The organism is Streptomyces erythrochromogenes, assembly GCF_040684695.1.
GTDB lineage: Bacteria > Actinomycetota > Actinomycetes > Streptomycetales > Streptomycetaceae > Streptomyces > Streptomyces erythrochromogenes_C.
Genome location: NZ_JBFBGM010000020.1, coordinates 135,336 through 147,959, shown reverse-complemented (window position 1 = coordinate 147,959; position 12,624 = coordinate 135,336). Strand labels below are relative to the sequence as shown.

Sequence of the window (12,624 nt, the reverse complement as noted above, 5' to 3'; positions counted from 1 at the left end):
GCCGGAGGAACGGGGCGAGCCCACCCGGGCACCGTCGGGGGGGGGGGCGGGGGCGTGGTGGGGCTCCGCCCCACACCCCGCGCCGAACGCCGGCGGGGCTGGATGTTCCAGCCCCGCCGGCGTTCGAGGCGCGGGTGTCCGGGGGCGGAGCCCCCGGCGGACGGCCCGCAGGCGGTGTTACAGGGCCACGCCCAGGAGGGCGTCCACGGTGCGGGAGACCAGGCCGGGGGCCGACTCGTCGTCGCCGTCGGTGGCGTTCTGACGCTCCACCCAGCGGTCCACGGCCGCGAGCGCCGCGGGGGCGTCCAGGTCGTTCGCCAGGGCCTCACGGACCTCTTCGAGCACGGCGTCGGCCGGGATGCCGTCCGGGCGGGAGACCGCCGCGCGCCACCGCTCCAGACGGGCCACGGCCTCGTCGAGGACGGCGTCCGTCCACTCCCAGTCCGCCCGGTAGTGGTGCGAGAGCAGGGCCAGGCGGATCGCCGCCGGGTCCACCCCGGCCCGGCGCAGCGCCGAGACGAAGACGAGGTTGCCCTTCGACTTGGACATCTTCTCGCCGTGCAGGGCGACCATGCCCGCGTGGACGTACGCCTTGGCCATCGGGAACTCGCCCGTCAGGGCCTGCGCGTGCGAGGCGCCCATCTCGTGGTGCGGGAAGGCCAGGTCGGATCCGCCGCCCTGGATGTCGAAGCCCATGCCCAGGTGGTCCAGGGCGATGGCGACGCACTCGATGTGCCAGCCGGGCCGGCCGCGGCCCAGCGAGCCGCCGTCCCAGCTCGGGTCGCCCGGACGCGCCGCCATCCACAGCATCGGGTCCAGCGGGTTCTTCTTCCCCGCGCGGTCGGGGTCGCCGCCCCGCTCCGCCGAGAGCAGCCGCATCGCCTCGGCGTCGAGGTGGGAGACCCCGCCGAAGTGCGGGTCGGCCTCGACCGAGAAGTAGATGTCGCCCTCGAGCTCGTAGGCGGCGCCCGCGTCCCGCAGCCGCTCGACCAGCGGCACGATGCCGGGTATGGCCTCGACGGCTCCGATGTAGTGCTGCGGCGGCAGCATCCGCAGGGCCGTCATGTCCTCGCGGAAGAGCGCGGTCTCGCGCTCGGCCAGCTCGGTCCAGTCGTGGCCGTCGCGCAGCGCCCGCTCCAGGAGCGGGTCGTCCACGTCCGTGACGTTCTGGACGTAGTGGACCTGCCGCTTGGTGTCGAGCCACACGCGCTGCACGAGGTCGAACGCGTTGTAGGTCGCCGCGTGACCGATGTGGGTCGCGTCGTACGGGGTGATGCCGCAGACGTAGATGCGGGCGACGGGACCGGGGGCGAGGGTGATCGTCCCCTGGGTCGCGGTGTCGTGGATCTGGAGGTCGCGGCCCTTGCCAGGAAGGGCGGGGACCTCAGAAGCGGGCCAGGCATGCATGTGTCGAGCCTAACCGGACGGATGTTCCGGATACGAACTGGACCTGCACTGTTGTCTTGATCGGCACCCTTGCGGTCTGGCTGGTTCTGTGCGTACCGCCGATGGCCGGTTCAGACCGGTGGCCAGGGGATCGAAGGCCACTGCCCGGACGGCACCGGGTGCGTTCCGGTGCGCAGCATGTGCGCCACCCGCTCCCGTACGGCGGCCAGCTCGGCCGGCGTGATCAGTTCGGCCAGGCGGGTGGCGAGGGGGGCTCCCTCGGCCAGTTCCGCGGCCAGCGCGGCCAGCGCCTCGCGGGCCTCGTCCGGCAGCGGCTCCCCCGCCCAGCCCCACAGCAGGGTGCGCAGCTTGTCCTCCGTGTGGAAGGTCACGCCGTGGTCGATGCCGTAGATCCGCCCGTCGGGCGCGGGCAGCAGGTGCCCGCCCTTGCGGTCGCCGTTGTTGATCACGGCGTCGAGGACGGAGAGCCGGCGCAGCCGGGCGTCGTCGGCGTGGACGAGCAGGGCGGTACGGCCCTCTCCGACCTCCGCGAAGGCCACGGGCTTCCAGCCCTCACCGGCCTCCTCGCCCTCGACGAGCGCGAGGAACTCCTCCTGCGGGGAGTCCTCCCGGGGCTGCCGGGACTCGATCCACTGCTGGACCATGCCCTCGCCGTAGGGTCCGTCGCGCAGCACGGTGGCGGGCACCAGGCCCCAGCCGGTGGCCTCGGAGACCAGGTAGGCGGCGACCTCCCGCTGGGCGAGGCTGCCGTCGGGGAAGTCCCACAGCGGCCGCTCCCCCTTGACCGGCTTGTAGACGCAGTCGGCGCTCGCGCCGTCGTACGTGACGGTGCACAGCAGGACCGCGTTGGAAGCCTCGCGGATCCGGCCGACGACGGTCAGCTCGCCCTTGGCGAGCAGTTCCTCCATGGGCCCCTGCACGCGCCCCCGCATGTCCCCCTGGCCCGTCACGCCTGGCGCCGGTAGCCGTTCTGGCGCGGGCACACGTGCCCCTCCGGGTCCAGCGGCAGACTGCACAGCGGACACGGCGGGCGGCCGGCGTTGACCACGTCCAGGGCGCGCTTGGCGAAGGCGCGGGCCTGGGCGCCGGTGAGGCGGACCCGCAGCATGGGCGGGCCGTTCTCCTCGTCCTGGAGCAGCCGCTCCTCCGCCTCGGCGAGGTCCTCGTCGGACTCGGCGTCGAGCTCCACCAGGGCCTGGGCCTCGACGATCATCCGCTGTTCCTCGCCGTCCCAGGCCAGGGCCATGGTGCCGACGCGGAACTCCTCCTCGACGGGGACGTCGAGCGGGGCGGTGTCGGCGGCCTCCGCGGGGGCCACGGCCGGGACCGGGGCGTTTCCGCCGGTGCGCCGCACGACCTCGTCCAGCAGCTCGTCCATCCGCTCGGCCAGTGCGGCGACCTGGGTCTTCTCCAGGGAGACGCTGGTGACGCGGGGGCCGGAGGAGGCCTGCAGGAAGAACGTACGGCGTCCCGGCAAGCCGACCGTGCCGGCCACGAAGCGGTCCGGCGGGTCGTAGAGGAACACCTGACGGGGCACGTCCAGTCTCCAAGTCTCGGCGGTGGGGGCGGGTCTGCGCCCTTGTGTGGGCCCGTCCACCCTACTGCGCCGCACGATCACGCCGCGCCCGCGCCGCCCCCCACGACGGCGTTCCCGGAGTCCTCCGCGTCCTTGTCGGAGGCGACGGGCTCCGGTGCGGCCGGGCGCCGCACCAGGGAGCCGAAGTCGCCCGTGTCGCCGAGCCGGAACACGAACGGGCGGGTCGGCGTGTAGCGGATCGCCGTGACCGAGCAGGGATCGACGTGGATGCGCTGGAAGAGGTCCAGGTGCATGCCGAGGGCGTCGGCGACAAGGGACTTGATGATGTCGCCGTGCGAGCACATCAGGAAGATGGCGTCGCTGCCGTCGCTCTCCTCGATCCGCGCGTTCCAGTCGCGCACGGCGTCCACGGCGCGCGCCTGCATGGCCCTCATGGACTCGCCGCCGGGGAAGGCGGCCGCCGACGGGTGCGCTTGCACGATCTTCATCAGCGGCTCTTCGGACAGCTCGGAGAGCTTGCGTCCGGACCAGTCGCCGTAGTGGCACTCCCCGATCCGCTCGTCGGTGTGCAGTTCCAGCTCGGGCCTCGCCGCCATCAGGGGCGCGAGGGTCTCCCGGCAGCGCTGCAGCGGGCTGGTGACGGCGGCGGCGAGCGGCACGCCGGCCAGCCGTCCGGGGAGCGCGGCGGCCTGCTCGGCGCCGCGCTCGTCGAGGGCCACGCCGGGGGTCCACCCGGCGAGCAGCCCTGCGGTGTTGGCGGTGGACCGCCCGTGTCGTACGAGGATCAGCGTGGCCATGGGGGCCAGCGTAGGCGGTGCCGGACGGGTGCGGGCCCGTCGGCGGCGGGGGAGAATGTTCGGCGTGATTGTCGACTGCGCCATTTACCGGGACGGGCGCCGTGCCGAGGGTCCCGAGGACTTCTCGGACGCCCTGGACGAGGCCCGGGCGAGCGGTGACGCCTTCCTCTGGATCGGCACGTACGAGCCGACGGAGGCGGAGTTCGATCACGTCCGCCGGGAGTTCGGCCTGCACCCGCTGGCGGTGGAGGACGCGCTCAACGCCCACCAGCGCCCCAAGCTGGAGGTGTACGACGACTCGCTGTTCGTCGTGCTGAAGCCGGTGCTCTACGACGAGGCCACGGACACGGTGTCGGCGGGCGAACTGATGCTGTTCATCGGCGACTCCTTCGTCGTCACGGTCCGGCACGGCGAGGGGGCCGCGCTGACCGCCGTGCGCCACCGGCTGGAGCAGGACCCCGAGGTGCTGCGGCACGGCCCCACGGCGGTGCTGTACGCGGTCGCCGACGCCGTGGTCGACCACTACATCGAGGTGGCGGCCGAACTCCAGTCGGACCTGGAGGAGCTGGAGGCGGAGGTCTTCGCCCCGAACGCCTCGGACACCAAGAACACCGCCGCGCGGATCTACGGCTTCAAGCGGCAGGTGCTGGAGTTCCGGCGGGCGACGAATCCGCTGCTGGCGCCGATGGAGCGGCTGGCCTTCGGCGAGGTGCCCTTCGTGCACGAGCACGCCCGGCCGTTCTTCCGTGACGTCGCCGACCACCTGACCAAGGCGAGCGAGTACATCGAGGGCCTGGACCGGCTGCTGTCGGACGCGCTGGCCGCGCACCTCGCGCAGACCGGCCTGCGGCAGAACGACGACGTGCGGAAGATCTCGGCCTGGGCGGCGATCGCGGCCGTGCCGACGATGGTGGCGGGGATCTACGGGATGAACTTCGACCACATGCCCGAGCTCCACCAGTGGTGGGGCTATCCGGCGGTGCTGGCCCTCATGGCGGGCGCCTGCCTGGGCCTGCACCGGATGTTCAAGCGCCGCGGCTGGCTCTAGCCTCGGCGGCCCGGCCGGCCTCGACGGCCTCGGTGGCCCCGGCTGCTATGCGTACTCGGGGGTGGTGGCGGGTGCGCCGCCGAGGGCGTTGCGCCGCTCGGGCATGCGCAGGTCGACCATCCGGTGCCAGCCGCTGAAGCGCTCGTAGGCGTACAACGCGCGGATGCCGGCGGCCAGCAGGGCCGCCTTCGGCGCGGGCCAGTGCAGCACGCGCCCCATGTGGTCCATCACGGCGAGGCTGACGTCGCGGTAGACGGAGATCTCGGCGAGCGCGCTCTCGCGGAGCACCCGCTGGATGGTCCGGCCGTGGCCGGCGCGGGCGAGGCGCAGCAGTTCCTCGTGGCAGTAGGCGAGGTGGTTGTCCTCGTCGTTGCTGATCATGTGGATGGCCTTGCCCACGACCGGGTGGTCGCCGAAGTACTTGACCAGCATGTCCATCTGGTCGGCGGCGCGCTGTTCGGTGACGCGGCTGTGCGCGAGGTAGACGACGATGTCCTCCTCGCTCAGGGCCTCCTGGCGGCGCAGCTTGTCGTGGGCGAGGCCGATGCCGCGGCGCTCCAGCAGCATCGTGTAGTCGGTCTCGGGCGGTACGGGCACCGCCTGGAGGCCGCGTCTGCGCAGCAGGGCGTGGAAGATCCGGCCGTGCTTGTCCTCGTCGGCGCCGTGCCGGGTGATCTTGGGTGCGAGGTCGCGCATGGCGTCCGGCACCAGGGCCGCGATGCGGCCGTTCTCCCAGCCGCCCTGGGCCTCCCCGCTGGCGGCGATGGAGCAGAACAGCTGGAAGGAGTCGTCGTTGTCGACGATCTCCTGGAACAGGCTGCGGGCAGAGAGCATGCAACGAGTCAAACGCCGGTCCGCGGGGCGGGCAACCGAGGGGTGGCGGTACTCGTCCGAATGAACGAACCCCCGGCCGGGCCCGCGGGCGTAACCCCGCGGGCGTCCGGCGCGTTGTTGGGGGTGTCGGCCGTGGCGGGGAAGACCCCCCGAGCCCCCACCACGGCCGCAGAACTCGCCGGCGGCAGCCGGCTCAGGCGAGGCCCGCACGCTCCATGGCCTCGGTGCCGGCCCGCAGGGCGGCGATCCGCTCGTCCAGGGTGAAACCGGCGGGGGCGAGCGTGAGGGTGGTGACCCCGGCCTCCGCGTAGGCCCGCATCCCGTCCGCGATCCGCTCGACCGGGCCCAGCAGCGTCGTCGAGTCGATCAGCGAGTGCGGGACGGCCTCGGCCGCGCCGGCCTTGTCGCCGGCCAGGTACTTGTCCTGGATCTCGGCGGCTTCCTTCTCGTAGCCCATGCGCTGGGCCAGCTGGTTGTAGAAGTTCTGCTTCCGGCTCCCCATGCCGCCGACGTACAGGGCGGTGTACGGGCGGAACATGTCGGCGAGGGCGGTCACGTCCTCGCCGAGGGCCAGCGGCACGGTCGGGCAGACGTCGAAGCCGTCCATCGTCAGGCCGGCCTTCTCACGGCCCGCCCGGATGTGGGTGAGCGCGGTGGCCTCCAGGTGCTCGGCGGCCGGGAAGATCAGCAGCGCGCCGTCGGCGATCTCGCCGGTCTGCTCCAGGTTCTTGGGGCCGATGGCCGCGATGTAGAGCGGGATGTGCTCGCGCTCCGGGTGCACGGTCAGCTTGATCGGCTTGCCGGGGCCGCCCGGCAGCGGGAGGGTCCAGTGCTCGCCCTCGTAGCTGAGCCGCTCGCGGGACATGGCCTTGCGGACGATCTCCACGTACTCGCGGGTGCGGGCGAGCGGCTTGTCGAACTTGACGCCGTACCAGCCCTCGGAGACCTGCGGGCCGGAGACGCCGAGGCCGAGCCGGAAGCGGCCCTTGGTGAGGGAGTCGAGGGTGGCCGCGGTCATCGCGGTCATGGCGGGCTGCCGGGCGGGGATCTGCAGGATCGCCGAGCCGACGTCGATGCGCTCGGTCTGGGCGGCGACCCAGGCCAGGACGGTCGGAGCGTCCGAGCCGTAGGCCTCCGCCGCCCAGCAGACGTCGTAGCCGAGGCGGTCGGCCTCCTGGGCGACGGCGAGGTTGTCGGCGTCCATGCCCGCGCCCCAGTAACCGAGATTGATGCCGAGCCGCATGTGTCGTCCCCTTACCGGTGTACCGATCAGTAACGTTGGTGTGCGGGGACTGTAGCGCGCCCGGGTGCTCCACGTCAGCGCCCCAGTAGTCTCAGCGCTCATGGAGCAGAGGCATCTCGGCCGCACCGGACTGCGCGTCTCCCGGATCGGCCTCGGCACCCTCACCTGGGGCCGCGACACCGGCGAGGAAGCCGCCGCCGAACAGGTGAAGACCTTCTGGGAGGCGGGCGGCACCCTCGTCGACACCGCCGACGTGTACGGCGACGGGGAGGCGGAGTACCTCCTCGGCCGGCTGGTGGGCGGGCTCGTCCCGCGCCGGGACCTGGTGATCGCCAGCAAGGCGGGCAGCGTGCCCGACCCCGACCGGCGCTTCGACGGCTCGCGAGGCCATCTGCTCGCCGCCCTGGACGACTCGCTGGACCGGCTGGGCACCGACTACGTCGACCTGTGGCAGGTCCACGCCTTCGATCCGGCGACCCCGGTGGAAGAGACCCTGCAGGCCCTGGACCTGGCCGTGAGCAGCGGCCGCGCCCGGTACGCGGGGGTGGCCGGCTTCTGCGGCTGGCAGCTGGCGAAGGCGGCGACCTGGCAGCTCGCGGCCCCCGGGGTACGCACCCGGATCGCCTCGACGCAGATGGAGTACTCCCTGCTGCAGCGCGGCGTCGAGCGGGAGGTGCTGCCGGCCGCGCTGGACCTGGGGGTGGGGCTGCTGCCCTCCTCCCCGCTGGGCCGCGGGGTGCTGACGGGCAAGTACCGGGAGGGCACGCCGGCCGACTCCCGGGGCGCCTCGCCGTCCCTGGCCGCGCTGGTGGAGCCGTACCTGGACGAGGCGGCGGGCCGGATCGTGGACGCGGTGGTGACGGCGGCCCAGGGGCTGGCCGTGACCCCGCTCCAGGTGGCCCTGGCATGGATCAGGGACCGGCCGGGGGTCGTCGCGCCGATCGTCGGCGCGCGGACGTCGGCGCAGCTCGCGGCGGCCCTGTCGGTGGAGGAGCTTAGGCTTCCGGAGGAGATCTGCCGGGCGCTGGACGACGTGTCGGCACCGGAGCACCGCTATCCCGATCAGGACTGGAGCACGCTGTGAGTACGGACCGTCAGGCCGATACCGCCACCGCTGCCGCGGAGGAACCGGCCGGGGCGCAGGCCGGCACCGCCGACGCGGAAGACCGGGCCGGGACGCAGGCCGACTCGGGCGGGCCCGAGGCCGGCACGGCCGACGCGGAGGACCAGCCCGGGACGGGGCCTGCCGCGCCGCGCGGCGAAGCCGGTGGGGGCGGCCGGGGTTCGGAGAGCCCGGCGGACGGCCCGGCCGGGGATGGGGGCCCGGGGGCGGAGGCCCCGGTTTCGGGAAGGGGCGGGGTGGGGGAAAGCCCCGCAGGGCCCGAGGACGACGCCGGCCCCGAGGCCGAGGGCGAGGCCGATGCGGGAGCCGGGCCCGACGGTGGGGCCGAGGACGAGCCCGGAACCGCGGGTGAGGGGGACGCCGAGGGCGGAGCCCAGGAGGCCGCGGCCGAACCCGCGGCGGGCGGCGGGCTCAGCGAGGCCCAGGCAGAGCTGGCCGCGCAGAAGGTCGAGCGGGAGCGGATCGCCCGCCGCAAGGCCGAGCGGGAGCAGCCCGTCGACGCGGGCGCGAAGCTCAGCGGGAAGGCCGCCGACCTGCTGGCCGCCGTACGGGCCGTGGAGAGCGGCGCGAAGCCCTCCACCGTCTACTTCGACGAGGCACCGGCCGCGCCCCGCAAGGCGGCGCCCGCTCCCCCGGCGCCGCGTCCGGCCGCGACGGCACCCGCACCGGCTCCCGTACCCTCCGCCGACGCCGTCGACGGCGTACGGGCCGTCCTGGCCCGCGGTGGGGCGCCCGAGTCGCTGGCGGGCCCCGTGGCGGCGGCCCTCGGCGACGGTGCCGCGGAGGAGCTGACGGAGAACCCGTGGCGGCTGCTGGCGGTCCCTGCCGTGCGCCCGACGCAGGCCGACGGATTCGCCCGCGCGCTGCTGGGCCCCGGGGCCGGTCCCGGGGACGAGCGCCGCACGGGCGTCCTGGTGGGCTGGCTGCTGGACCAGGCGGGCCTGAAGGGGCACACCGCGCTGGAGGCCCCGGTCCTGGAGAAGGCCCTGGCCCAGTACGGCGTGCCGGATCCGGCCGGGGCCCTGGAGCAGGCCGTCGCGGAGGCCTCGGTACTGGTCTTCCACGAGCCCCTCGGCCCGCCGGTGGAGGAGGGCGAGGAACAGCCGGTACGGATCCTCGTGGGCCTGGAGGGCGCCGCGATGGCCGAGGAGAGCCTGGCCGACGGCCTGGCCCGGCTGGCCGGCACCTTCGGCGGACCGGCGGACTGGGAGCAGGCCGCCGCGGCCGCGCCGGACCGGTCCGCGGGCGAGCTGATCCGCGCGGTCGCCGGCCACGGCCTGGTCACTCATACGGGTGGTGAGGCCGCCCGGGCCGAGCCGCTCGCGCTGGCGGCGGCCGCCCGTGAGCTGGGTCTGCGCGTCTGTGTGGCCGCGCACGCCGAAGGCGGCCCCGCGGACGCGGTGACGGTGGCGGGGCTGCTGTCCGGGCAGGAGGGGCCCGGGCGGGACGCGGACGGGCAGTTCGCGCTGGACCTGCTGGTGGTGCTGGACGCACCGCAGCTGGACGTGGAGAGCGCGGCCGCGGTGGTGGAGGGCGTGCCCGACGGGGCCCGGCTGGTGCTGTCCGGGGATCCCGGAGTGCTCGGCTCCGCGGGGGCGGGGCGGGTGTTCGGCGACCTGCTGGCGGCGCGTACGTGCCCGCAGCTGGTCTCCCGCACCCCGGACCCGGGCCCCCTCGGCGAGCTGGTCTCCGGTGTGGGGATCGGGGAGCTGAACCAGGTCGACGCGCCCGGCAAGGAGGTCGTCATCGTCCCGGTGCAGGACGCCGGGGAGGCCGTGCACCGCGCGGTGCAGCTGGTGGCCGAGTCGGTGCCGCGGGCCTTCGGGATCCCGGCGGACGGCGTGCAGGTGATCACTCCGGGGCACGGCGGCTCCGCGGGGACGCGGGCGTTGAACGCCGCGCTCAAGGAGCGGCTCAACCCCGGCCCGGGCCGGTTCGGCGGCTTCGACCCCGGCGACCGGGTGGTCCACGTGCCGTCCCCGGGGCGGGCGCTGCCGGCCCGTGTGGTGTCGGCGGACGCACAGGGCCTGCACCTGGACCGCGCGGGCGCGCGGATCGTCGTACCGAAGGAACTCGTCGAGTCCCAGGTGCGGCACGGCTGGGCGATGACGGCGCATCAGGCGGTGGGCGCGCGCTGGCCCGCGGTGGTCGTCGTACTGCCGGGTGATGCGGCGCAGGCCCTTTCGCGGGACTGGGTCTACACGGCGTTCGGGCGGGCCGAGCGGCACCTGTCGGTGGTGCACGGCGTCGACCAGGCCCTGCCGCGTGCGGTCGCCGAGGTCCTGCCCAAGCCGCGTACGACGCGGCTGGCGGGGCTGCTGAAGGCCCTCGCGGCGGCGGGCGAACAGCCGGAGCAGTAGACGGCCGTGGCCTCCCGCCCCGAGGGGCGGGAGGCCACGGTGTGCGGTCGCGCTCGCTAGGCGGGGGTCGTCAGGCCCGGCCGGGCGGTCTCGTCCTCGTCCTCGACGTCGTCGAACTCGTCCGTCTCCTCGTCGAAGACGGAGCTGACGTCGAACCGGTGCAGGACGTCCTGCGGGTCGATGTGCCCGAACGGCGAGCCCAGCCACTCCCCCGGTTCCGCCACCTCCTCCGAGGCGGCGATCCAGAGGGTGGAGTCGCCCTCCTCCAGCCCGAAGTCCTTGCAGCGGGAGGCGATCTCGTCGGGCTCGTACTCCCCGAAGAGCACGCCGAGGGCATCGGCGCTGCCGCCGTCGTTGACGAACTCGGCGTCCCGGTCGTGCGCGGCGACACGCTCGGCCTGTGCGATCAGTCGCGCCGGTTCGACGACGGCGTAGTCGCGGCGGATGAGCACGCTGAAGGCGGCGGGTTCGGCGGGGCCGGTGTACGGGACGCCGTCCTCGGGCGTCGGGATCTCGAAGGGCGTGACCTCGTCGTAGCGGTCGTAGAGGAGTTCGTCGTACTCCTCGGCGGCGGCGGCGAGTTCGTTGAAGGCGGCGTAGACGTCCGGATCCTCGTCCCCGATCCTGCGCTCGACCGCGGCGAGGTGGCGGTCGAGCGCGGCCTTGACCGCCTCGGCGGCGGCGCGGACCTCGGCAACAGTGGGCAGAGCGGCATCAGACATAGAGCAGACGCTATCCGTAGCAGGGCTCTGCCCGCACAATAGATGCGATGCCGGAATACGAATTTGTCGACGTGTACGTGCCCCGCGAGGTTCCTCGCAAGGAAGCGACCCGCCTGCTGACCGACCATGCCGAGTACGGGAACTGGGAGATCGACCGGCTGAGCCTGCACCGGGACGGCAGCCGCCGCGTGCGGCTGCGCCGCCGGATCATCCGCCAGGTCCGCGCGACCTGGTGAGCGCGGGCCCCGGGGGCGGGGCCCGCGCCGTGAGCAACCGTCAGGCGGCGTTCCTGGAGCGCCGGTAGAGCACGGTGCCGGCCAGCAGCAGGCCACCCGCGATCGGGAGGCCGGCGGTCAGGACGTCACCGGAGCCGGTGGCGGCGAGCCCGGGGTTCTCCCCGGTCCCGGTACCCGGGGTGCCGGGGTTGCCCGGGGTGCCGGGGTTACCCGGGGTGCCGGGGTTACCCGGGTTCCCAGGAGTACCGGGGGTGCCCGGGTTGCCGGGGTTGCCGGGGTTTCCAGGAGTACCGGGGTTCCCAGGGTTTCCAGGAGTACCGGGGTTACCCGGGTTCCCAGGGTTACCGGGGTTACCCGGGTTGCCGGGGTTACCCGGGTTCCCAGGATTGCCCGGGTTGCCGGGGTTACCCGGGTTGCCGGGGTTACCCGGGTTCCCAGGGTTACCCGGGTTCCCAGGATTGCCCGGGTTCCCAGGATTGCCCGGGTTCCCAGGATTGCCCGGGTTACCGGGGTTACCCGGGTGGTCGTCACACGGCTCGTCGTCGTCGCCCGGGTGGCCGGGGTGGCCCGGATTCCCGGGGTTGCCCGGGTGGCCCGGATTACCGGGGTTCCCCGGCGTGCCGTGGCCCGAGGCGTTGGCGCAGCGGTTCCCGAAGGCCGGGTTGAGGCCTCCCACCACCGTCACCGTGTTCCCGCAGGCGTTCACCGGCGCGTCCACGGGCGCCTGCACGGTGTTCCCGGACAGCAGGCCCGGAGAGTTCTTCGCATGCCCCGTAGCGGCGGAATCCGCGTGTGCGTGGCCCCCGGCCAGCGCGAGGACACCCCCCGCGGCAGCCATGGTGATCAGGGTCTTCCTGGTGACCTGTGCCGGTCGTCGCATCTGTACTCGTCCCCTGGTGTGTACGTGTCGGCCGGCGCTCGCAGGCCCGGCCGTCCAGGCTCCCCCGCCTGGTACGCCGATGAATGGTTCCGGGCCGTAAAAGGCCGGTGGCCCCGGAGCGCTGGATTGCGCTCCGGGGCCGAAGACTTCAGACGCGTCAGGCGTTGACGCAGGTGTTGCCGAAGGCCGGGTTCAGCAGGCCGATGACGGACACGGTGTTGCCGCAGACGTTGACCGGGATGTGGACCGGGACCTGGACGACGTTGCCGGACAGGACGCCGGGGGAGCCGATGGCCGCACCCTGCGCACCCGCGTCGGCGACGGCCAGACCCGCACCCGCGAGAACCAGACCACCGGTGGCAGCCGCAGCGGCGACAACCTTCTTGAGCATTGTTCCTCCTAGTAGGCAAAGTGCGGTCCCAGCCGCGGACCGCACC

13 protein-coding genes are annotated in these 12,624 nt (G+C 73.9%); 4 read left to right on the top strand and 9 right to left on the bottom strand.

The features are described 5' to 3' along the window. Window positions 1-177 precede the first annotated feature (177 nt). From mshC to AB0O53_RS26760, 4 genes are all read right to left on the bottom strand, one after another. On the bottom strand, window positions 178-1,407 hold the full coding sequence (gene mshC, locus AB0O53_RS26775) for a cysteine--1-D-myo-inosityl 2-amino-2-deoxy-alpha-D-glucopyranoside ligase (RefSeq protein WP_350998286.1): 1,230 nt from the start codon (window positions 1,405-1,407) through the stop codon (window positions 178-180). A 110-nt stretch (window positions 1,408-1,517) separates the two neighbouring features. Further along, complete coding sequence (locus tag AB0O53_RS26770; protein WP_434094455.1) at window positions 1,518-2,339, bottom strand: SCO1664 family protein; 822 nt, start codon at window positions 2,337-2,339, stop codon at window positions 1,518-1,520. Between the two features lie 14 nt (window positions 2,340-2,353). After that, on the bottom strand, window positions 2,354-2,944 hold the full coding sequence (locus AB0O53_RS26765) for a DUF3090 domain-containing protein (protein WP_030853103.1): 591 nt from the start codon (window positions 2,942-2,944) through the stop codon (window positions 2,354-2,356). Window positions 2,945-3,021: 77 nt separating this feature from the next. Beyond that, a complete protein-coding gene (locus AB0O53_RS26760; RefSeq protein WP_365198818.1) occupies window positions 3,022-3,741 on the bottom strand; it encodes a histidine phosphatase family protein in 720 nt (239 codons plus the stop codon). Window positions 3,742-3,796: 55 nt separating this feature from the next. On the opposite strand from AB0O53_RS26760, the gene corA reads away from it, so the two are divergent. Then, window positions 3,797-4,789: a magnesium/cobalt transporter CorA gene (corA, locus tag AB0O53_RS26755; RefSeq protein ID WP_350998295.1), complete on the top strand. Its 993-nt coding sequence runs from the start codon at window positions 3,797-3,799 to the stop codon at window positions 4,787-4,789. Window positions 4,790-4,834: 45 nt separating this feature from the next. Here corA and AB0O53_RS26750 read toward each other — a convergent pair whose 3' ends face one another. Continuing rightward, the gene (locus tag AB0O53_RS26750; RefSeq protein ID WP_350998297.1) at window positions 4,835-5,623 is read right to left on the bottom strand and encodes a ferritin-like domain-containing protein; all 789 of its coding nucleotides are present in this window, start codon (window positions 5,621-5,623) and stop codon (window positions 4,835-4,837) included. 193 nt (window positions 5,624-5,816) lie between these two features. Beyond that, on the bottom strand, window positions 5,817-6,866 hold the full coding sequence (locus tag AB0O53_RS26745) for an LLM class F420-dependent oxidoreductase (protein ID WP_031153904.1): 1,050 nt from the start codon (window positions 6,864-6,866) through the stop codon (window positions 5,817-5,819). A gap of 100 nt (window positions 6,867-6,966) precedes the next feature. On the opposite strand from AB0O53_RS26745, the gene AB0O53_RS26740 reads away from it, so the two are divergent. Both AB0O53_RS26740 and AB0O53_RS26735 read left to right on the top strand, forming a co-directional pair. Beyond that, entirely contained in the window at window positions 6,967-7,950 is a 984-nt protein-coding gene (locus AB0O53_RS26740) for an aldo/keto reductase (protein ID WP_365198813.1), read from the top strand. Beyond that, a complete protein-coding gene (locus AB0O53_RS26735; RefSeq protein WP_435886674.1) occupies window positions 7,947-10,349 on the top strand; it encodes a helix-hairpin-helix domain-containing protein in 2,403 nt (800 codons plus the stop codon). The genes AB0O53_RS26740 and AB0O53_RS26735 overlap by 4 nt, the downstream gene beginning before the upstream one ends. A gap of 56 nt (window positions 10,350-10,405) precedes the next feature. Here the strand turns inward: AB0O53_RS26735 and AB0O53_RS26730 are convergent, their stop codons facing one another. Further along, a complete protein-coding gene (locus tag AB0O53_RS26730) occupies window positions 10,406-11,071 on the bottom strand; it encodes a hypothetical protein (RefSeq protein ID WP_350998305.1) in 666 nt (221 codons plus the stop codon). A 47-nt stretch (window positions 11,072-11,118) separates the two neighbouring features. Between AB0O53_RS26730 and AB0O53_RS26725 the strand changes: the two genes are divergently transcribed. Beyond that, window positions 11,119-11,307 carry a DUF5703 family protein gene (locus AB0O53_RS26725; protein WP_365198809.1) on the top strand — a complete coding sequence of 63 codons (189 nt, stop codon included), beginning with the start codon at window positions 11,119-11,121 and terminating at the stop codon, window positions 11,305-11,307. A gap of 40 nt (window positions 11,308-11,347) precedes the next feature. Here AB0O53_RS26725 and AB0O53_RS26720 read toward each other — a convergent pair whose 3' ends face one another. Continuing rightward, window positions 11,348-12,145, bottom strand: a complete 798-nt coding sequence (locus AB0O53_RS26720; protein ID WP_365198806.1) for a chaplin — start codon at window positions 12,143-12,145, stop codon at window positions 11,348-11,350. 199 nt (window positions 12,146-12,344) lie between these two features. Further along, window positions 12,345-12,578 (bottom strand): chaplin ChpH, encoded by a 234-nt coding sequence (gene chpH, locus AB0O53_RS26715; RefSeq protein ID WP_030963738.1) that lies wholly within the window; start codon window positions 12,576-12,578, stop codon window positions 12,345-12,347. Window positions 12,579-12,624 lie beyond the last annotated feature (46 nt).